Consider the following 20,497-nt stretch of genomic DNA (forward strand, 5'->3'; position numbering starts at 1 on the left):
AAGCCATAAAAGAAAAAAAGCCAAATATACGAATGGGAATTGATCAGCACAAACACGTCTCCTCCCGACGGATCGATTCAGTGTGGTCTGCTCCTTGCCCAAGTCTGGTTTCTAATCATCACCACACTATCATTTTAACAGATTTCAACTGGTTTTTCGATGAATTTCTCTCAGGTTTACGTCATCGGCAGAAACAGACCCTCTCTCATGGAGCATCAGGTGATTCATTCATCATTTTACGAACCCGCTGTTCATCCCGATAGAGAATGGGGGCAGAGGAAAAAAACTGTCCTTCTTCAAAGGCTTTTCGTTCCATGTTCATCAACTCATGGGTAATTTGGGTCATATTGCGAGGCGTTTCTGGCGGCAGGACAAATGCATCGTCTCCCAGTGTATGCCTTCGGTAATACACATAGCTTTTCCAAAGACGCTGTTTGATCCGGCTCACTTTTGAAGGTTGTCTTAAAATCGCCTGTATTTGCATTTTGAGTTCTTCTGAATGCCCAGGGAAAAAACCCTTGGGCAGTGCTGCCAGATCTTTCCCGATCTGTCGGGCGGCTGGTTCGTCCAGCTCCTGACACAAAAACTTGACAGTATACCACAAATTATACAATTCCTGCTTCGAAGTCACCTCTTGCCTTCCCACCCAAACAAACGCATGCAGCCTTCTGCGCCAATCCCACCAACGCAGTGGGCTTTCGAGATCAATGGCTGGAATAAGAAAAAAACCTTCCTCAAGGAGCAGCGCCCCCAAAACGCCCGGGGGGTGTCCCAGTCTTTGGTTTTTAAGGCTTGTGCGGTAAACACCACAGGTAGGGCTGCCCTCCATAAAAACATACCCAACGGCTCCGGCTGATCGCAAAATCTCCAGCGATTGGAGACAAGCCTGTTTGACAGCATCTGTCACGTCCTGTCCTCTGCGATTCAGCACACGCGCTTTTCCAGCCCATACATCGTGCCCATTGCCTCCCGAAAGTCGAATGGGATCTCTGGGGACACCCAGGCCTGCCGCCACTTCAGGACAGACAGGATGCCAGATGAAATCACCCTGCTCCCTGTTCAACAGCTGGATTCGATCCCACCCTTTCCGGTTATATCTGTAGGGCGCCCCAAAATTACATCCACTCACTCCCAAAACCACTTTATCCTGCAGAATGAACTTCATGACCATCAGCTCCATTTCTGATCATTTATATTTCAATAGTTTTCGCTGTCTCTGGCCTTTCCTTGGGCTTATACCCATTACATGGTTAAATATGCAAAAACCCGCCATAGTGGCAGGTTTCAGGCTGTTGCGAAGTGTCATATGCTTTAGCCGCATGTAGCAGGTCATTGTAATGTCAGGATGCCGATGCTACCGTGTCAACATGGTACCAATCCCATCGTTGGTAAAAATTTCAAGCAGTAGCGCGTGTGGTTTATTACCGTTGATCATGTGTACGCGTTCGACCCCTCCCATGACAGCCTTTCGGCAATATTTTATTTTCGGGATCATTCCATTTTGAACAATGCCCCGGGCGATGAGATCGTCGATTTCATCCACATGAATATGCGACAGCAGGCTCCCGGGTGATTCCACCGATTCCAGCACACCTTCAACATTGGTAATGTACACCAGTTTCTTGGCATTCAATGCCAGTGCTATTCGTGACGCTGCCTCGTCGGCATTGATGTTGTATGACTCACCGGATGCACCAATGCCGACAGGTGCCACCACCGGAACATAATCCAGATTCAACAGCTGATGAATCAGTTCGCCTCTCACTTCTTTCACTTTTCCCACCAGTCCCAGAGCCGGGTCGCGGGCTTCAGAAACCAGCAGTCTCCCATCTTTTCCGCTGATGCCGGTTGCCAGTACACCCATTTGATTCAGACGACCGACTATTTCCGAATTGATTTTTCCCAGCAGCGCCATCTCCACCAGTGTCATGGTTTCAGCATCTGTCACCCGAAGGCCATTCACATAGACCGGTTCTTTGCCCATTTTTTCCATGAGTGCGTTGATTTCAGGTCCGCCACCATGAACGATCACAGGATTCATCCCCACATATTTCATCAGCACTATGTCTTCAATGACAGTCTGTTTTAACTCTTCGTCTATCATGGCATTTCCCCCATATTTAACGACCACAATTTCATTCCTGAACTGCTTAATATAGGGGATGCTCTCCACCAAGATACCGGCTTTTTCACAAGGGTTCATGTGAACCACTCCTTCGTAAATGTATATATATACATTTATACTTATAAATAACCTTTTTGTCAAGCACTATTTAACGTTTATCTGTTGCCTGTGACACTTTTATTTCAGCAATGAAAGACAGATCAAAGCCGCTGTTGCAGTATTTCTGCCGGCAGCTGAGAAACTGTCGGAGAGCTGCGAGTATAAAAACACAACCTGATACTTTATAAACTTTGCTCCTCATTTTTGATGCACACACCATTTCCTGCACCAAAAAAGCAGACGCCCTCTTGCTCAGAAATGCGTCTGCTGGTTGATATTCATTCATCTTGTTATGGTTCTTACACATGATTTGCCGGAACTAAAACCACTTTTTCTTTTTGGATCCCCCAAAGAACGATTTTATCATCAGCAGCAATTTAAACGCTTCCTTTAGGGGCTCCACCACTTCTTCATTGATGCCTTCCACCATATCTGTCACATAATCAGTCACATCGCTGACATTTTCAATGGCCGACTGGACATGTACCATACTTTGATCCACATGTTTCGTGATCCCTTCCACATGTTCAAGTACACGGGGAATACGTTCCAGGGACTCGTCCAGGTGTTTTTCATTTTTTGAAACAATTTCCTGGATACTCTTCAGTGTTTCATTCACCCGCATGAGCAGGATCAGAAGATAGACCAGCACACCCACACCTAAAACAGACATCAGCACGACGAGCAGTTCGCCAACAGTGATGGTTGCATTCATGTAATCACACCTTTATGGAAGATTATTATTTTTCAAGTTCCTTTTTTGCAGCTTCGGCAGCTTTTTCAACTTTCTCTTTCGCATCTTTCCCTTTTTCAACTTTTTCTTCCACAGCATCTTCAATTTGTTCCTTGACATCTTCAACTTTGTCTTCCACACCATCTGCCATTGCGTCAAGTTCTTCATCAAGGTTCTCTTTGTCTCGCTTGAGTTTCAGTTTCAAGTCGACTGCTTTTTCTTTCAGGTCGTCTGCCTTATCACCAATCACTTCTTTTGTTTCTTCATAAAAGGAGCTGATTTTTTCCTTGCCCTCTTCCAGATTTTCGCCCAGTTTTATTTTGGTTTCTTTCAGTTCCTCTTCAACCTTTTCCTTGGCTTTAAGAATTTCTTCCTTCGTTTTTTTGCGGGTGTTTTCTCCTTTGTCAGGCGCAAAGAAGACACCGGCTAAGCCTCCAAGGAATGCACCGGTAACCAGGCCTTTTGCAACACCTCTGCGTTTTTCAGCCATTTTTTCTTTCCGTGCACGTTCAGGGTCAAGTACCTTTTTCAGTTCATGCATTTTTTTGGACAGTTCTTTCAAGCTCATGCACTTTCACTCCCTTATTTGATGACGTTGTTTCGTTGGATTATACCCCATCACATGCAATATAAACAAGCATTTTGAGACTTTTGGCGTTCTTCATCGACAGAAGTGCCGGAAAAAAATAAAAGAGCCCCATAAAAACCGGGGGCTCTTGGCGATATTTGTCTGAAAATGTTGTAGTATTTTTACTGCAGACTTTACCTAAAACCCATTAATCTCTTCCAGGAGATTTCGACGATATTGCAGGTAAAGCTGTTTCAGGCTGTTCACTTGCTCTGCAATGTACAACTGCAGTTCAGAAACACGTGCATAGTCTTGATCGGTAACTGCTTCTCTCAACTGTGTCAGGTGTGCTTTTTTCTCAAGGCTGTCTTTCATCAGCTCATACCGAATGGCATTGATTTTCTCCCAGTTAACGACATCAATATCAGTGACGTAATCCAACCCATGAAGCTTACTGGTTTTGCGAACAAGTTTCATGTGCTGATAAATGATACGCCCGGAAATTTCACTAACCCACTGGTCAAGAGTTGCAAGTTCATAAGAATGGACAATAGCCTCTGTAAAGACGTTGCCGCGGAATAATTTTTCTCTTTTGTCAGCAGCTTCGCGGAAGATCGTCAGGCTTTCCCAGACAGTGGCCGGCGGTTTACTGAAAAGTGTGTTTCGTTCTATTTCTGTGTAGTCGTCAAAGACATCATGCTCGCTACGGAACATTCTGGCGTCATCCAGGTAGAATTTCTCTTCTCCAGCTCCTTTGGAAAACTCAGCTTCCAACTCTTTTGATGTTAAACCGGCGGCAGCTACTGCCTTGATTCCGTCAAGCATCATCTGATAGGACGCTGCCACATACAGGTAGGTGTTGGACAGTGGATTGGGTGCACGCAGCTCAAAGCGTGTGGCCAACGGATTTTTCATGTCGCGTACCAATCCCACCAATACTGTTCTGTTTCGGGAAGGCGACTGAGGGGTGTGACCCACTGAACCTACAATGCACACAGGTGCTTCAAACCCAGGCTTCAGCCGATTGAAAGCATCATTGGTGGAGGTAACAAATGGGTTAATCGCTTCATAGTTTTCCAACAACCCCATGAGGCAGCCCCACCCTGCCGGACTTAAATACTCATCGGTTTCAGGCGTCGTCATCAGGTTAATAAATTGGCCGTTTTTCAGGGAAAGACCAATGCCCATGTGTGTATGTTTGCCACTGCCGGCAACACCCTCAATGGGTTTCGCCATAAAAGTGACTTCAAGCCCATATTTTTCAAACACTTCTTCGATAATGTCTCTTACAAAAGCTTCATTATCTGCTGTTTCCATGGGCGTGTTATACTTCCAGTCGATTTCCAGCTGCTCCATGACATGGTCCAGCTTGCCGGTGTTACCGATTTTAGCCGTCACACCACCCACTTCCTTGTGCCCCATCTCGGGTTCAAGGCCGTAGTACTCCAGCATCATCATGGTTTCTTCGAGGGCCGTCCGCACACTGCCTTTTGTGCGCTTCCAATACTGTTCTTTCAGCGTTTGTGAGGTGGACAGCTTTTCAATATTGGCTCTATCCTGGGGCGTTCTGACCCAAAACTCCAGCTCTGTTGCTGCAGTCAGTTTCACTTTTTCAATGTCATCCACAGAACCAATTCCGTAAGACTTTAACATTTCAGGGTGAGCTGCAAATGTCTTTTTAAGTTCCGTGTCAAAGAACAGTTCCAATCGTTTCAGAACACCACGGGAACCAACATAGGTGTTTTCATGTTCCAGAAAAGCAGGAATTCGAAGTGTTCCAATGGGAAGCCCATTTTCTTCATAGTGGTGATCCGGGTTGTAATCCACATACCAGTTGACTTCCAAATCTGGAATAATATCCACTTTGGCATTATTAAGCGTTGCAATCTCGTGAAGCATAACGCTGGAACCGTCAGTCTGAACGCCCAGTTTTAAAAAGGCTTCCACATCATCAAGCATAATGGAGATGGGAATTTTTTCATCTGTATTATTTCCTCTCAGATCCACCCCCACCAGCGAAACAAACTGGATGTTGGGGAATGCCTGTAACAGCCTGGTCAGTGTATCCTTATCATGGGCCCACACCGGTACGCTGTAAAGCATTTTCTGTGACAATAAGTGGTCAAGGTTTTTTTCCATTGTCATAGCCTCCTTCGCCTTGATGAATCGACACCATCAATAAAACTAATTATAGCATGCTCCATTCAATTGTAAAGGGTAAAATGTAAAATAATTCAAATAAATGAATATTTATGCAAACCTTTTCCCGTTTTCACTTATGCAAAAACCTCCGTGAAAAGGAGGTTTTTTACAGGCAGTAGATTAATAATGCCAGTTTGTTTGTGTGTCTTCTTTGTCTTTTTCTGCTTCTGAATTTTGGTCAACTTTGGTGATCATGACTTTTTCAATCACACCGTCAGTGGCTTTGACAACTTTAATGCGAATATCTCCTGATTCGAATTCTGATCCCTGCGAAACGGGCACGCAGGCTTCTTCTGCCAGACTGCACACCAGTCCTCCCACAGTGTTCCCCCGGTTTGTCGGCAAATCCAATCCGGTATCCTGATGAATTTTATCAACACTGGTGGATGCAGAGTAAACTCTGTCATCCCGTGCAACAAAGTCTTTCTTCGGAGCCAGATATTTTAGAATGGCAAAAACACCGGCAATGGCCAATGTTCCCAGTACCATATCCATCATTGTTTCACCGTAAATCAGCATCTTTCGGGCTATGACAAATAGTACCAACTCCAAAATGGCGTTTGTTGAGTGGGATAGCAGCATCAGCATGAGCTCGATGCCAACCACCAACAACAGTGTATGTGCCAAAAAATGCTTAAAAATGGAATACGCTTCGTCAGTTCCTGCCTGTAAAATAACTACAAAATACTTAACAATGTCAATGAGACCTATGGCAATTCCAATTGCCAGCAGAACAGCCAATATAACTTCCAAAACATAGGTGTATTCTTCCAGCTTCTTCATAATGGTAAACTCTTTCAATTCAGCATCTCCTATTCATCGGTGATATGTTGCGGCCCTGTTCATCATTAAGGAATGAACCAACAGTGGCAGAGGGTACTATCCATTTTGTTTTCGCACTATTTCATAAATCCCTTCTTTCCGCAATCATCATTCCATGAGAGATGTTAGGGCTGCCACACCATTTCAATCATGGTCAGATCATCTTTTAAGCGAGACTGATGATCCACCATTTGCTTGAACTTCATGGCAAAGGGCCTTCCCTGGCCGTTACTTTCAGCCAGGTATTTACCTGCCATGTGCTGCAGCTTATCATAGTCCATGGGTTGCCGCATGTCATCCTCCAGTTCCAACAGTCCGTCTGAATAGACCAGCAACCGGTCACCAGACTGCAACTGAAGTGTTCCTTCCTCATATCCCTGAGAGAATTCAAAACCGATTGGCGTGCCATAGGCGTTTAGTGTTTCAATTGTCTGGTCTTGCCGCATGAGAAGCGGTTCAGGATGGGCCCCACGAACATACCGCAACTCACCAGTCTCCACATTGAACACCATGTAGAAAATTGTAAAATAATGCTGGTATTTTGTAAAGGAAAATCTTTTGTTTAAGTAGTGAATCACTTCCACCGGTGATACAATTTCATAATATGGGGCTTCATCAAGTTCTCTTTTTAAGGGTGTGCCTCGATTCACATCCACCACAAGGAACTCAGAGAGTGCCACAGCCAGCATGGAAGAAGCCACCCCGTGTCCCATCACATCCACCATATATAGTCCCATGTGCCGGTCATCCAGCATGAAGATGTCGTAAATGTCGCCTCCTACTTTTCCGGAGGGTTGAAAGTGACAATAGAAATTGCAAAACGGCACTTGTATCAGATTTTGAGGAATCAGTGACTCTTGAATTTTAGCCGCTAATGTCAGATGGTGATCCAGTTCTGCCCGTTGGCGGTTAACCTTATGCAGGCTCTCTTCTAAAGCGCGTTGGGTCATCTCCAACCTGTTTTTTAATTCCACTTGTTTCAGTAGATTGTTGACGCACTCCTTCAACTCAGTTTCCGAAACCGGTTCCAGCAGGCAATGAGTGACTCCTGCCTGGAACAGTGACTCCTTTGCCGTGTTCCCCTTGTCAGGAAGCTGCACAACGATGGGTGTTTCTTTCAATTTGATCTGTAATCTGGCATGCTTGATACATGCAAGCAGCTTTGGCATGTCTTCGTTATCGGTTTGGACAAAGATCAACTGCGGCTCCATGCGAAGCACTTCTTGCAACACATTCTCGTCGCAGATACGCTGAGTCACCTCAAAGCCCCATTTTCGAAACTGGTCTTTGTTCAGTCTGTTACTGTGGGTACTGGTTTCCAGAATCAGTATTTTGGCAGCTTGCATCGTCGTTTCAGGTTCCTTTCGCTCCGGTTTCAGCAGTATCGGAAACGTCGACTACTTGGTCGCGTGACGTCATCACCGATTTGATGTCCCCGTTGTTGATGAGTCTTTCTATCAGTGTAACGTTTCTTCAGTGCCAAGGCAACGGCTTTTTTCGGTTGTTTGTCATCTGCATATTGGGGAATGTATGTAACAATGTTGCTGTTGTTGAGTCCATCATAAGAAAGAAAGGTGAATGCCATGGAAATTCGTTTTCTGGGTGCTGCTCAGGTCGTCACCGGTTCCAATATTCTAATCGAAACAAAATCAAGCCGGTTGTTAATTGACTGTGGTCTGTTTCAGGGAAGCAGCGAGCTGGAAGCTCTGAACCGAAAACCCTTCACTTATGACCCCGCCACCATCGACTATCTCTTTCTGACCCATGCCCATGTGGATCACAGTGCCCGGATACCCCTGCTGGTTAAAGCGGGTTTCAGGGGGAAAATTTTTACCACCCGGGCTACCAGAGACCTGGCAGAGATTATGCTGTTGGACAGCGCCCATATCCAGGAAAATGACGCTGAATGGACCAACCGAAAGCGGGAACGGGCGGGGGATCCACCCATCGAACCTCTCTACAGGGTGAAAGATGCTGAAGAAAGCCTGCGATACTTTCATCCCGTGCTCTATGGTCAAAAAATTGTGATTGACCATCAGATCAGCATTCGATTCAGGGATGCCGGTCATATTTTGGGTTCTGCCATCCTTGAACTCTGGATTACAGAGCCAAATGGCGGCGAGGCGCCAGATACTGTAAAAATCGTCTTTTCCGGCGATCTGGGTATGCCTGATAAACCCTTGATACGCGACCCTGAGATCATTGAAGAAGCAGACTATCTCATCATGGAATCCACCTATGGTGACCGTACCCATGAACAGGTGGCAGACCGAATGAACCTGTTGATGAGTGCCATTAACCGAACGCTTCAACGGGGAGGCACCGTCATCATTCCTTCTTTTGCCGTGGGACGTACCCAGGAACTTATCTATGAGCTGAATCGCTATTTTGGCGAATCAAACGAGATGGATCTCTTTCGAAAAACACCGGTTTATATCGACAGTCCCATGGCCATCTCTGCCACAGAAATATTTAAAAGGAATGCCCATTCTTTCGATGATGCCACCAAAGAGCTGATTCTCAAGGGAGATAACCCGCTGTCATTTGACAACCTCCACTTTGTTAGGGATCATCATGAATCCATCAAGTTAAACACTGCCACTCACCCAAAAGTCATCATTTCTGCCAGCGGCATGTGTACTGCCGGCCGGGTGCGCCATCATCTGAAACACAACTTGTGGAGCCCGAAAAATACAGTGATCTTTGTGGGCTATCAGGCCCAGGGAACGCTGGGGCGGCTGCTGAAAGACGGCATCAAAAAAGTAAAGCTTCTGGGGGAGCAGATCGCTGTAAAGGCTGAAATGGTGAGCATAGACGGTTTTTCAGGTCATGCAGATCAACCGGCTCTGCTGGAGTGGTTGCGAGGCTTTCAAAAGAAGCCCAAAAAAGTTTTTCTGGTTCATGGCGAACCAGATGCCTCCAACGCGCTGGCTGAATTGATTCGGGATCAGTTTCACATACCTGTTGAAGTTCCCTCTGTGGGTTATGCTTTTGAAATGGAGGAAGCAGTGCTTAAAGCCGATTCTGCTGAAGTGTTACTGCCCATTCAGCGAAAAGAGAACATTAAGCGGGAACTGGAGCAAGTTTACCGACAGATTGAAAGCCTGGTTCCCCAGACAGAACGCTTGCTGGATGAAGAAATGTTAAAGAAAGATTATGATGCTCTGAAAAACAAGTTGATTGATCTGCAGCAGGAACTGATTGCACTGGGCATGATTATTGGAGAGTGATGTGACTGAGGCTGCCGGGCTTTAACCCAGCAGCCTTTTAGCTGCTTTCACAGCCTGCACTGCATCTGGTGCATAGACAGCCCCGATGCTCTGCGCATATCCCGGCGTCAGTACGGCTCCGCCTACCATCAGCGGCGTTGTCATTCCTGCCGCTTTAAGAAGTTCCGCTACCCGTTCCATCTGTTGCATGGTGGTGGTCATGAGGGCACTGAGCCCAATGAGGTGTGCTCCTTCCCGCTGAGCTGCCTCCACAATGGTTTCCGCCGGTACATCCCGCCCCAGATCCACCACGCGAAAGCCATGGTTTTCCATCATCACTGATACAATATTCTTCCCGATATCATGAATATCGCCTTTCACAGTGGCCATGACAATGGTCCCTCTGCTGGTTTCATCAGATCCCGGCAGGGCTTTTTTAATGGCGGCAAAAGCTTCCTGTGTGGCTTCGGCTGCCATGAGCAACTGTGGAAGAAAATAGGTGCCGTCTTCATACCAGTCACCCACCTTCCCCAGGGCCGGTGAGATCACCTCTTCGATGATTTTCAGTCCGTTCCATCCCTCTGTCAGCAGGGCTTCCACCAGGGGAAGAATGCCTTCGGCATCTCCCTGAACAATTTTCTGATGAAGTCGATGAGCCGGGGTTTGCGTTTCCTTCGCTGTCGGTGAATCCGACACAAATGTACCCGATTTTGGTATTTTTTCAGTATCTGATTTTCCAGTGGATGCCGTTGTCTGCGTCTGATACCCGGGTTGGGACTCAGCGGTTGCCGCCATTTTGATATACCTGCGGGCTTTCTGGTCACGCCCCGTCAGCACATCTGCTGCTGCCACCGTCTGACGATAAAGGGGTTCCCTGGGATTGATGATGGGAATATCCAGGCCGGCTTCCAGTGCCATGGCCAAAAATGCGGCATTCACAGGCTTTCTGGCGGGCAGACCATGGGAAATGTTGCTGACACCTAAGATGGTTTTCACACCCAGTTCTTCCCGAATCATCCGCAGGGCCCGCAGGGTTTCCATTACCAGGTCCTGCTGTGCTCCCGCAGTGAGTGTCAGGGGATCAATGAGAATGTCTTCCCGGCGCATGCCTCTTTTTAGTGCCGTATCCACCATTTGCCGGGCCACCGCCAGACGACCTTCTGCTTTTTCGGGAATTCCCTTTTCATCCAAAGTGAGGCATAGCAACGCTGCCCCATAGGCGACTGCCAAATCAACCATTTTTTCCAGCAGTGCTGTTTCACCGTTGGCTGAGTTAATCAAGGCTTTACCCCGAATAACTTTCAGTCCTGCTTCTGTCACTTCCGGGTCGGTGGCGTCAATGGACAACGGCAGGGGTATGGTTTGCTGAATTCGCTGTAAGATGCGGGGCATCACTGACACCTGCTGAATACCGGGTACGCCGGCATTCACATCAATCACCGAGGCGCCCGCTTCTTGCTGGCGCAGGGCTTCCTCCACAATGGGATCATAGATCTCACTGAGATAAGCTTCTTTAATGACCTTTCGTGCAGTGGGATTAATATTTTCACCAATCATGGGAGTGGGATGGCCGGGACCTGCCATCACCGTCACCTGAGTGCCCGCCAGCTTGGTAATGCCACGCTCAAACACTTGCACCGGTTTCAAGGTGCGGGTAATGGCACCAAAAGCCGCCAGATGATCTGGTGTGGTGCCACAGCAACCGCCGATCACATTGGCCCCGGCATCCACCATTCCGTTGATAAAGGCGGCCATTTTATCAGGCGTCATCTCAAAGAACGTCTGACCCCCCCGAAGCACCGGTAAGCCGGCATTGGCCTGGGCCATGAGGGGCAGGCTGGTGACCCGGCGCATCCGATGAATAATTTCCACCATCACTTCAGGCCCGATGCCACAGTTGGCTCCCAGCACACTGACCCCCAGCGCTTCCAGCACTGTGGCTGCCTGTTCCGGATCAGAACCAGTGAGGGTTCTGGCATTAGCATCAAAAGTCATGGTACAGATCACCGGCAGATTCGCTGCTTTTTTGGCCCCTATGACTGCTGCCCGGGCTTCCTGAATGTCAGACATGGTTTCAATGAGAAACAGGTCGCAGCCTGCTGCTGCCAGCACACAGGCCTGTTCATAGAAGCAGGCCACCGCATCGTCAAAAGACAATTCACCCATGGGAGCCAGCAATTTGCCTGTCGGACCAATGCCGCCGGCCACCAACCGTTGTTCACCGGCTGCTTCCCGCGCCAGCCTGACTGCCGCCTCATTGATTTTCTCCAGAGAGGCTTCCAGTCCATAGGCTTTCAATTTCAGTGGATTCCCACCAAAAGTATTGGTTTGAATCATGCCGCTGCCCGCCGCCACATAGGCTTCATGGACAGCTTTCACTTTTTCAGGCATATGCACATTGAGCGCCTCTGGGCACTGGGCATCTGCCAGCGCATCTCCCAGCATGGTGCCCATGGCCCCATCTCCCAGCAGGATTCCGTTTTTCAGACGGTTTGCAAGCTGTTCCCGTGTCATTTCTGCTCACTCCCTCTCCAATGGATTCTCTTTTACTTCAGCTGTTCCGGATTCAGCACCTGCAGTGATTCTGGTACAAAAAAACCATCTTTGCGCACCAACACACCATCAAAGTAGATCTCGCCGCCGCCATAAGCAGCGGTTTGAATGCAGACCAAATCCCAGTGCACCGACGACCGGTTGCCGTTGTCAGCTTCACCATAAGCATTGCCGGGGGTGAAATGAAAGCTTCCCATGATTTTTTCATCAAAAAGAGTATCTTTCATGGGATGCAGAATGTAGGGATTCACGCCTATGGCAAATTCACCGATATAGCGGGCCCCTTCATCAGTGTTCAACACTTCGTTGATTTTTGTTTCGTCATTGCAGGTGGCTTTCACAATTTTCCCTTCTTTAAACGTCAGACAGATATTTTCATATACAAAACCCTGATGCAGCGAAGGTGTATTGTATGTCAGGGTGCCCTCCACCGAATCTTTCACCGGTGCTGTGTATACCTCGCCGTCAGGAATGTTCCGTTTGCCGGAACATTTCACCACACCGATGTCTTTGATGGAAAAACGCAGGTCTGTGCCTGGGCCGGTGATGTGTACTTCGCTGGTCTTTTCCAGCCATTCCACCAGGCTGTCCATGGCTTTGTCCATTTTGGCATAATCCAGGTTGCACACATTGAAATAAAAATCCTCAAAAGCCTGGGTGCTCATCATGCCGGCCTGTGCCATGGCTTCGTTGGGATAACGCAGCACCACCCATTTGGTATTGCCCACCCGCTCCTGAATGTGCACCGGTCCCACAAAATGCTCTGAATAGAGGCGCATTTTTTCTCCGGGTACATCTGCCAGTTCGTTGGCATTGTTACCTGCCCGAATACCGATATAGGCATCCATGGCTTTCATCTGCTGCAGTTCAACGGCAGCCGCCAGTTTCACCTGTTCTTCGCTGGCTCCCAGCAGCCATTGGCGGGTAAACCGGGGTTCCTTCACCGTGACAAACGGCAATCCTTTTGCCTCATATGCCTCATGAATGAGTGCCTCCACCAGTGGGTACTCCAGCCCAACTGCTTCAATGAGAACTTTCTCACCCGGCTGAAGGGAAACAGAATAATGAATCAGATTATGTGCCAATTGTTGAATGCGGGGATCTTTCATAGGGCTCCACTCCTTCTGTGTAATGGGTCATTTGTCATTGATCATTCATGGCCGCCGACAGTTCTGCGGCCATGTTCATTTTAACACAAACAATCCTCATCATCACCTTTTTCACTCACTTTCGTATTCATACCTTCGACAATCGGGCCAGCGATGCCACTTCATCGCACTTCCCACTTCCAGCCATTGACATTCTCTTTTGCCTATGCTGTAATTAGGATGTTCTTTATCACGCAGGAAATGGGGAGAAATCATGAAACATCTGTTGACAACACGCGGCATTCCGGTGAAAATGACCAGTCTGCTGCTTTCTGCTTCATTGCTTTTTGCCGTTCTGTTCTCTGGCTGCAGTTCCACTGATCCTGGCTGGTCTGAAAAGACTGAAACAGTGCTGGGCACCATCAGCCACATTCGAATTCACAGTGAACATCGGCCCGAAGGCGATACTGCTGTGGCATCAGCTTTCGAACGGGTACAGGAAATTGAAGGGCGCATGTCAGCCACCCTTCCTGGCAGCCAAATCTATCAAATCAATGCCGCTGCAGGCCGAACAGGCGTCACCGTAACTGACGATGTGCTCTTTATGATTGAAGAGGGCCTTCGCCATTATCAGCTCACTGACGGGCTGTTTCATATCGGACTGGGAACCCTGACATCCCTTTGGGGACTCAGCACAGACCGGCCCCAGGTGCCCGAGCGGGAAGCCATTCAGAATACCCTGGCGGCCATTGACATCGAAACCATCGAAATTTCAGGCAGTGACGTGCGCATACGCCAACGTGGCACCGCTATTGATCTGGGAGGTATCGCCAAAGGTTATGCCGTGGATGAGGCTGCCCGGGTGCTCCAGGATCTGGGTATCACCAGCGGTTTTGTCAATTTTGGCGGCGATGTCTATGCCTTGGGAGAAAAGCCTGACGGCACTCCCTGGTACGTCGGAATCAAAGAACCCATCCCTGGCAGCACTGGCCTGGTGGGGCGTCTTGGTGTCATCAATCGATCTGTAGTGACATCGGGTGACTATGAACGCTATCTCGCTGACGAAAACACAGGTGAACGCTTTCACCACATCCTTGATCCCCGCACCGGCAGACCGGCTTCCAACGAGCTGGTGAGCGTCACCATCGCCTCTGGCACCGCCCTGGAGGCTGACATCCTCTCCACCGCTGTTTTTGTCATGGGCCTGGAAAAAGGTTACCGATATGTGACTGATACGCCCGGTGCTGATGCCATTTTTATCACCCGCGACGATGAAGTGATTCTGACCCCCGGGCTTCGTCAGGATTTCGAACTGATGAATGAAGCCTATCTACTCACTGCCTATGAACCGCCGCCAGTATCCGATTAATCATAAACCATTCACTGATCGCACAAACAGCAAGGCTCTCCCATAATCAGGGAGAGCCTTGCTGTTTGCTGTCTATCTAAAGGGGGAATTAGGCACTTTGTGATGATTTGGCACTTTTGGATGATGCATCGTTTTCAACCACATACTGGTACTGTTGCACCAGTCCATCTACAATGGTTTTCCATGAACGACTGCGGCAAAAAGACAGTCCATTCTTGATCAGGTGATTGATCAGTGATTCATTCTCCATTAACCTTGTCATACATCGGGTTAAGTCTTCTTCGTCCCTTGCTTTGAATGTGAGTCCATTTTGGCCGTCTTTAATCAGATTACGCACCCCACCGGCGTCAGCGCCAATCACCGGCAGGCCTGAGGCCATGGCTTCCAGCACCACATTCCCAAAGGTTTCAGTGGAAGAAGGGCACACGAACACATCACTGGAAGCATACAGGCGAGCCAGTTCATCGCCCATTTTAAAACCGGTGAAAACTGTGTTTCCAGGCATTAGCTGCCGGCATTTTTCAAGGTAGGGCCCATCACCCGTCACGATAAACGCCACTTTGTCTCCATAAAGGCTCTGCAGCTGTCGACTGCTCTTGCACAGAATGTCCATGTCTTTTTCAAACGATACCCTGCCCACATATAAGAACACCTTTTGACCGTCTACGCCCAAAGAGCGACGCAGCTCTTCGCTTCTTTGAATCGGTTTGAATCTGTTGGTATCAATGCCTCTGGAGAAAATGGCTGTGCGATGAATTCCATTGCGATGGAGCAGTTTTCGAGCTTCATCGGTTGCGCAGAGAGTCAGCTCATTTTGATTGTGGAACCAGCGCATGTATTCCCAAATCGGTTGTTTCAGCATCGACATTTTGTAATAATCAGCGTACTGGGTGAAATTGGTGGTATAACTGGAAAGGGTGGGAATACCGTGTTTTTTCCCATAACGAAGCCCAGTAATCCCCATGTTAAATTCGGTGAAGGAATGAATGAGATCAGGCTTGAATTTGCTGAGAGAATCGTGAATCCGAAAGATATTTGGCAGCGCCAATCGGCATTCCGGATAGAGAAATAGTTTGAGACTGTAGAAGCGCTCTTCCTGATGATCAGCTTCATGATCGTACTTTGGTGCAAAAATTTTGTGTTCAATGCCTCTGGATTCCAACTGACGGATTAGCTGATTCAAAGTATTGGTGACGCCGTTGATTTGCGGGGTAAATGTATCGGTAAAAATGGCGATGCGCATGGTTAGCTTCCTCCCTTGGACTTCCCAACCTTTCTCATCTTTCATCAAAATGCCCATCTGTTTTTAAGTACTGTTATGGTTTTGGCGACAGGCTTTCAACAAATGACTCCTTAATGATGGATACCTTCACACCCTGACATCAACCCCCGCTGCCGAAAAAGTCATGTTTCTTCTTACTGCTATTTTAACCGAGAGATGTTGCTAATAGATGAAGATCACATCAATATTCTGTAAAGGCTGTCTAACAACCTATCAGCCGGATGTACTTTGCCCTGGCCTGTCTTGAATCTTTCGGTAACGGCTTAATCCCGACTGAAGAGATCACGGGTATAGACTTTGTCTGCCACATCCAGGAGCTCTTCTGTCATGCGATTAGCAACAATCACATCACTGCGTTCTTTGAAGTCTTCCAGATCTCGAATGACCTGCGAGTTAAAATACAGATTTTCTTCATACGCCGGTTCATATACCACCACGGGTATTCCTTTTGCCTTGACGCGCTTCATCACCCCTTGTATGGCTGCCTGGCGAAAGTTATCTGAATCCGTTTTCATGGTAAGACGATAAATTCCCACTGTTTCCGGCCTTCTTCTAAGAATCATCTCGGCAATATGGTCTTTTCTGGTTCGATTCGCCTCCACCACTGCTGACATAATATTTTGGGGAACATCTGCAAAATTGGCCAGTAATTGGCGGGTATCTTTGGGGAGGCAGTAACCGCCATATCCAAAAGAGGGGTTGTTATAATGAATGCCTATACGGGGATCAAGCCCCACCCCTTCAATGATTTGCCGGGTATTCAACCCTCTGATTTCTGCGTAAGAGTCAAGCTCGTTGAAATAGGCAACTCTAAGGGCCAAATAGGTATTGGAAAACAGTTTGATCGCCTCTGCTTCTGTGGCATCGGTGAAAATCACCGGCACTTCTTTTTTGACAGCTCCTTCCAACATCAGATCAGCAAACAGCTTCGCCCTTTTTGACCTTTCTCCCACTACGATACGGGATGGATATAGATTGTCACGAAGGGCGCTTCCTTCTCTCAGAAATTCTGGCGCAAAGAGAATCTGATCAGTTTCAAACATGGCGCTCACTTTTTTGGTGTACCCCACAGGCACCGTTGATTTAATCACCATGACGGTCTGGGGATTAATGGAAAGAACAGCTGCAATCACAGCTTCCACAGATCGGGTGTTGAAATGGTTTTTAACCGGATCATAATTCGTTGGAGTGGCTATGATGACATAGTCAGCATCTCTATATGCTTTCAGTTGATCGGTGGTTGCCTCCAAGTGAAGCTTTTCAGTCGTTAAAAAAGTTTCTATCTCCGGGTCACGGATAGGGGATTTGCGTTGATTAATGATTTCCACTTTTTCCTGCACAATGTCCAACGCCACCACATGGTGATGCTGTGCCAATAAAACTGCATTGGATAACCCTACATAACCTGTCCCTGCAATGGCTATTTTCAAGCTTTCAACTCCCCATACCATGATTTTGCCAACAGCTCATTGTTTATATGTTTTCCCGACAACCTGACGATATCACACGATTGTTGAGTTCATGAAAACAGCTGGTTAGTTTTTTGTAAAAACAGTTATCAGGAGTGGTTGCAATCGACTGCAGTAAGGTTGACATGTCTCATCAGATACGATAAATTATAAGCATAAATATATCAATGTGATTATATGTATATATCATTATTTGAGTATGTACCAATTAGTCAGGAGGTGTTTCATGTCTCAGGACGCTTATCTTTTTAAGGCACTTGGTGATTCCACCCGACTGAAAATATTAAAAATGCTGACTGATAATCAAAAAAATGCCTGTCAAATTGCAGATCAATTTAAATTGCACCAGCCCACCATTTCTTATCACCTGAAAATCCTTCAGGAAAGCAGACTGGTTCATGTCAAACATTCCGGTAAATGGAAGTATTACTCGCTAAATCCCGTTACACTCTGCCGGGCACTTTCACTGCTTGACGATCTGGCCGCCGGCAACGTCATGACCACTTTTAATCAAACAAAGAAAGACTGTGACAGAGCCTGAAAAACAAACCGCCGACATCATCGCCACTTGGCCAGTGAATTGCTCAGAAGTTTTTACATTGATATGCTTGATTCTTAAGTGTGCATTTTGTAAGATGGATTTTAGACCAAAGGAGGCGGTATCATGAAGAAAACAGTTGCCTTTGTGTGCATACACAATTCCTGCCGTTCACAAATGGCTGAGGCCTGGGCGAAGCATCTGGGAAAAGATATTCTGGAAGTTTACTCTGCCGGCACTGAATCTTACCATGAAGTGAAACCTGGTGCAGTGGAGGTCATGAAAGAAGTTGGCATTGATATGAGTGACCATTATCCGAAGCTACTCTCAGATATTCCCGAAGAAGTGGATATCCTAATCACCATGGGTTGTGGTGTGGTATGCCCTTACTGGCCCAACCAGCACCAGGAGGATTGGGGACTGGAGGATCCTTCCGGTGGACCCATTGAAGGGTTTCGGACAACTCGGGATCTGATTAAAGAAAAGGTGGAAGATTTGGTGCAGCGTGTTGCTGCCGGCGAACTTTAGATTTTGAAAACGCACAAAACCCCCTGCTCTAATAGCAGGGGGTTTTGTGCGTTTTCTACTGTAGTCTTAAACACATCTAAAACAGATTCCCGTAAATTAATCCGGTGAAGGTGGCCATGACAACGACAAGACTGACAAACACCACTGTCTTTTTGGTTCCGATAACGCTTCTAATGACCAACATGTTGGGCAGAGACAACGCAGGTCCTGCCAACAGTAACGCCAATGAAGGGCCTTTACCCATACCGGATCCAATGAGCCCCTGAAGAATGGGCACTTCTGTCAACGTTGCAAAATACATGAACGCACCTGCCACTGAGGCAAAGAGATTGGCTCCCAGCGAGTTCCCTCCCACCAGGCTTGCCACCCAGGCTTCGGGAATCAGACCACTGTGCCCCGGGCGTCCCAGTAAAACCCCTGCCACCATAATGCCGCCAAACAACAGGGGAAGGATTTTTTTGGCAAATCCCCAGGTTTCATCAATCCATTCTTTCCGTTGATCCTGATTAAACCAAAACACAGTGGCGTACAAGGTGATGGCCAGGAATAACCCTGCCAAAATCCATTTAAGGGAGAAGAGAAAGCCCCACACGCCTGATGGGTCGGAAGGCCGGGCAAAATTGGCAAATACCAGCACCCCAATCATTGAAAAGAAAAAAACCATGGTTTGCCACAAAGGTCTGTCTTCTCCCGATTCATCCTGACTTTCAAACATGGCGGCATCTTTTTCATTGCGGGCCGTTTCTTCTTTGCGAAAAATCAGATGCATCAGAAGCCCCACCACCACACTGAAAACAACGGCACCAATAGTACGGGCAACTCCCAGCTCCAGCCCCAGTACCTGTGCCGTGATGGTGATGGCCAGAATATTGATGGCCGGGCCGGAGTAGAGAAACGTGACTGCGGGTCCGAGGCCGGCACCCTTCATGTAAATACCGGCAAACAGCGGTAATACCGTGCAGGAACACACCGCCAGAATCACCCCTGAAACAGAGGCCACCCCATAAGAAACCGCTTTTTTGGCCTGGGGGCCCAGGTATTTGATCACCGAATCCTGAGACAGAAAAACACCAACAGCACCGGCAATAAAGAAGGCGGGAACCAGACAAAGCAGGACATGTTCCCGGGCATATTCATTTAATAATGCAAATGATTCCAACAATGCTCCCTGCATCACCGGATTTTCCACCGGCATGAAGAAAGCCGCCAGAAAAACCGCCACAATTAAACCCAATTTCTTTAATTCACTCATTCCAATGCGCCTCCAAAAAGAAAGATCTTGCCCATCAATTGATCACCGATGGGCAAATGTGACAATGCCTTATTTAAGTTTGCTCTTGATTTCGTCAACATTTAAAACCTTGCCTGATGCCACCAGTTTTTCATCCACCACCAGACCGGGAGTTTTCAGCACGCCATAGGAAGCAATTGTTTTAAAGTCTTCCACTTTTTCAAAGGTCGCAATCAAACCCAACTGTTCTGCTGCCTCTCGTGCATTGGACTCCAGCGTTTTGCAGTTTTTGCAGCCTGAACCCAAAATCTTGATGTTCATTTCAGCACCCCTTTTGAATGATTATATAAAGATATCTTTATATATAGTGTACGCCTTCCTCCAGCTGTTGTCAAGCCTAACATCTCTGAAACTACCATCTCAAAATCGTTACAATTTCACCATCTGGATCAGTTAATTAATTTTTTCACACAGCTGCTTGTTCAGTTTTTCAGGTTGAAGACAAAGAGATCTGGCCAGGACAGCTGACTCCAATCTTGTGTGTTTTTAGTCGAAAGCCTCGAAACAGCGCCTAAACTCGCTGCGCTTAAATAGCAGGCGCTGGCGGTTTTCTCATCTTTCGAAAAAGCATTGATAAGATTTTCAAGGCTGACCCTCACCAAATCCCTTGCCTTCATTGTG

17 protein-coding genes are annotated in these 20,497 nt (G+C 47.4%); 4 read left to right on the forward strand and 13 right to left on the reverse strand.

Translation table 11 applies throughout. The features are described 5' to 3' along the window. Positions 1–205: 205 nt before the first annotated feature. From QOL74_RS02555 to QOL74_RS02585, 7 genes are all read right to left on the reverse strand, one after another. Complete coding sequence (locus QOL74_RS02555; RefSeq protein ID WP_283407858.1) at positions 206–1,165, reverse strand: 2-thiouracil desulfurase family protein; 960 nt, start codon at positions 1,163–1,165, stop codon at positions 206–208. A gap of 189 nt (positions 1,166–1,354) precedes the next feature. Next, positions 1,355–2,203, reverse strand: coding sequence for an acetylglutamate kinase (gene argB, locus QOL74_RS02560; RefSeq protein WP_283407859.1), 849 nt, complete (start codon positions 2,201–2,203; stop codon positions 1,355–1,357). 340 nt (positions 2,204–2,543) lie between these two features. After that, on the reverse strand, positions 2,544–2,939 hold the full coding sequence (locus QOL74_RS02565; protein ID WP_283407860.1) for a hypothetical protein: 396 nt from the start codon (positions 2,937–2,939) through the stop codon (positions 2,544–2,546). A gap of 25 nt (positions 2,940–2,964) precedes the next feature. After that, positions 2,965–3,525 (reverse strand): YtxH domain-containing protein, encoded by a 561-nt coding sequence (locus QOL74_RS02570; RefSeq protein WP_283407861.1) that lies wholly within the window; start codon positions 3,523–3,525, stop codon positions 2,965–2,967. 198 nt (positions 3,526–3,723) lie between these two features. After that, positions 3,724–5,664 (reverse strand): glutamine synthetase, encoded by a 1,941-nt coding sequence (locus tag QOL74_RS02575; protein ID WP_283407862.1) that lies wholly within the window; start codon positions 5,662–5,664, stop codon positions 3,724–3,726. 183 nt (positions 5,665–5,847) lie between these two features. Further along, positions 5,848–6,528 carry an HlyC/CorC family transporter associated domain-containing protein gene (locus QOL74_RS02580; protein WP_283407863.1) on the reverse strand — a complete coding sequence of 227 codons (681 nt, stop codon included), beginning with the start codon at positions 6,526–6,528 and terminating at the stop codon, positions 5,848–5,850. A gap of 146 nt (positions 6,529–6,674) precedes the next feature. Continuing rightward, positions 6,675–7,895 (reverse strand): SpoIIE family protein phosphatase, encoded by a 1,221-nt coding sequence (locus QOL74_RS02585; protein WP_283407864.1) that lies wholly within the window; start codon positions 7,893–7,895, stop codon positions 6,675–6,677. 237 nt (positions 7,896–8,132) lie between these two features. Between QOL74_RS02585 and QOL74_RS02590 the strand changes: the two genes are divergently transcribed. Continuing rightward, on the forward strand, positions 8,133–9,779 hold the full coding sequence (locus QOL74_RS02590) for an MBL fold metallo-hydrolase RNA specificity domain-containing protein (protein WP_283407865.1): 1,647 nt from the start codon (positions 8,133–8,135) through the stop codon (positions 9,777–9,779). Between the two features lie 21 nt (positions 9,780–9,800). Here the strand turns inward: QOL74_RS02590 and QOL74_RS02595 are convergent, their stop codons facing one another. Then, positions 9,801–12,272, reverse strand: coding sequence for a homocysteine S-methyltransferase family protein (locus tag QOL74_RS02595; RefSeq protein ID WP_283407866.1), 2,472 nt, complete (start codon positions 12,270–12,272; stop codon positions 9,801–9,803). A 32-nt stretch (positions 12,273–12,304) separates the two neighbouring features. Next, positions 12,305–13,420: an aminopeptidase gene (locus QOL74_RS02600; protein WP_283407867.1), complete on the reverse strand. Its 1,116-nt coding sequence runs from the start codon at positions 13,418–13,420 to the stop codon at positions 12,305–12,307. Positions 13,421–13,673: 253 nt separating this feature from the next. On the opposite strand from QOL74_RS02600, the gene QOL74_RS02605 reads away from it, so the two are divergent. After that, positions 13,674–14,768, forward strand: a complete 1,095-nt coding sequence (locus QOL74_RS02605) for an FAD:protein FMN transferase (protein WP_283407868.1) — start codon at positions 13,674–13,676, stop codon at positions 14,766–14,768. 88 nt (positions 14,769–14,856) lie between these two features. Here the strand turns inward: QOL74_RS02605 and QOL74_RS02610 are convergent, their stop codons facing one another. After that, complete coding sequence (locus tag QOL74_RS02610) at positions 14,857–16,011, reverse strand: glycosyltransferase family 4 protein (protein WP_283407869.1); 1,155 nt, start codon at positions 16,009–16,011, stop codon at positions 14,857–14,859. 302 nt (positions 16,012–16,313) lie between these two features. After that, complete coding sequence (locus QOL74_RS02615) at positions 16,314–17,480, reverse strand: nucleotide sugar dehydrogenase (RefSeq protein ID WP_283407870.1); 1,167 nt, start codon at positions 17,478–17,480, stop codon at positions 16,314–16,316. Positions 17,481–17,745: 265 nt separating this feature from the next. On the opposite strand from QOL74_RS02615, the gene QOL74_RS02620 reads away from it, so the two are divergent. Both QOL74_RS02620 and QOL74_RS02625 read left to right on the forward strand, forming a co-directional pair. Next, the gene (locus tag QOL74_RS02620) at positions 17,746–18,060 is read left to right on the forward strand and encodes an ArsR/SmtB family transcription factor (protein WP_283407871.1); all 315 of its coding nucleotides are present in this window, start codon (positions 17,746–17,748) and stop codon (positions 18,058–18,060) included. Positions 18,061–18,183: 123 nt separating this feature from the next. Beyond that, positions 18,184–18,585 carry an arsenate reductase ArsC gene (locus QOL74_RS02625; RefSeq protein ID WP_283407872.1) on the forward strand — a complete coding sequence of 134 codons (402 nt, stop codon included), beginning with the start codon at positions 18,184–18,186 and terminating at the stop codon, positions 18,583–18,585. A 76-nt stretch (positions 18,586–18,661) separates the two neighbouring features. On the opposite strand, the gene QOL74_RS02630 is transcribed toward QOL74_RS02625, so the two are convergent. Together QOL74_RS02630 and QOL74_RS02635 are read right to left on the reverse strand one after the other, a co-directional pair. Beyond that, complete coding sequence (locus QOL74_RS02630) at positions 18,662–19,837, reverse strand: permease (protein WP_283407873.1); 1,176 nt, start codon at positions 19,835–19,837, stop codon at positions 18,662–18,664. A gap of 69 nt (positions 19,838–19,906) precedes the next feature. Then, positions 19,907–20,137 carry a thioredoxin family protein gene (locus QOL74_RS02635; protein WP_283407874.1) on the reverse strand — a complete coding sequence of 77 codons (231 nt, stop codon included), beginning with the start codon at positions 20,135–20,137 and terminating at the stop codon, positions 19,907–19,909. Positions 20,138–20,497: the final 360 nt, after the last annotated feature.

This window comes from Anoxynatronum buryatiense (assembly GCF_900182905.1).
GTDB classification, from domain to species: Bacteria; Bacillota; Clostridia; order Peptostreptococcales; family Tindalliaceae; genus Anoxynatronum; species Anoxynatronum buryatiense.

Coding starts and splice junctions, on each gene's coding strand:
- QOL74_RS02590 (WP_283407865.1), top strand. CDS start 8,133: ATGGAAATTCGTTTTCTGGGTGCTGCTCAGGTCGTCACCGGTTCCAAT.
- QOL74_RS02600 (WP_283407867.1), bottom strand. CDS start 13,420: ATGAAAGATCCCCGCATTCAACAATTGGCACATAATCTGATTCATTAT.
- QOL74_RS02625 (WP_283407872.1), top strand. CDS start 18,184: ATGAAGAAAACAGTTGCCTTTGTGTGCATACACAATTCCTGCCGTTCA.
- QOL74_RS02630 (WP_283407873.1), bottom strand. CDS start 19,837: ATGAGTGAATTAAAGAAATTGGGTTTAATTGTGGCGGTTTTTCTGGCG.
- QOL74_RS02595 (WP_283407866.1), bottom strand. CDS start 12,272: ATGACACGGGAACAGCTTGCAAACCGTCTGAAAAACGGAATCCTGCTG.
- QOL74_RS02570 (WP_283407861.1), bottom strand. CDS start 3,525: ATGAGCTTGAAAGAACTGTCCAAAAAAATGCATGAACTGAAAAAGGTA.
- QOL74_RS02585 (WP_283407864.1), bottom strand. CDS start 7,895: ATGCAAGCTGCCAAAATACTGATTCTGGAAACCAGTACCCACAGTAAC.
- QOL74_RS02555 (WP_283407858.1), bottom strand. CDS start 1,165: ATGAAGTTCATTCTGCAGGATAAAGTGGTTTTGGGAGTGAGTGGATGT.
- argB (WP_283407859.1), bottom strand. CDS start 2,203: ATGAACCCTTGTGAAAAAGCCGGTATCTTGGTGGAGAGCATCCCCTAT.
- QOL74_RS02635 (WP_283407874.1), bottom strand. CDS start 20,137: ATGAACATCAAGATTTTGGGTTCAGGCTGCAAAAACTGCAAAACGCTG.
- QOL74_RS02565 (WP_283407860.1), bottom strand. CDS start 2,939: ATGAATGCAACCATCACTGTTGGCGAACTGCTCGTCGTGCTGATGTCT.
- QOL74_RS02610 (WP_283407869.1), bottom strand. CDS start 16,011: ATGCGCATCGCCATTTTTACCGATACATTTACCCCGCAAATCAACGGC.
- QOL74_RS02620 (WP_283407871.1), top strand. CDS start 17,746: ATGTCTCAGGACGCTTATCTTTTTAAGGCACTTGGTGATTCCACCCGA.
- QOL74_RS02605 (WP_283407868.1), top strand. CDS start 13,674: ATGAAACATCTGTTGACAACACGCGGCATTCCGGTGAAAATGACCAGT.
- QOL74_RS02575 (WP_283407862.1), bottom strand. CDS start 5,664: ATGGAAAAAAACCTTGACCACTTATTGTCACAGAAAATGCTTTACAGC.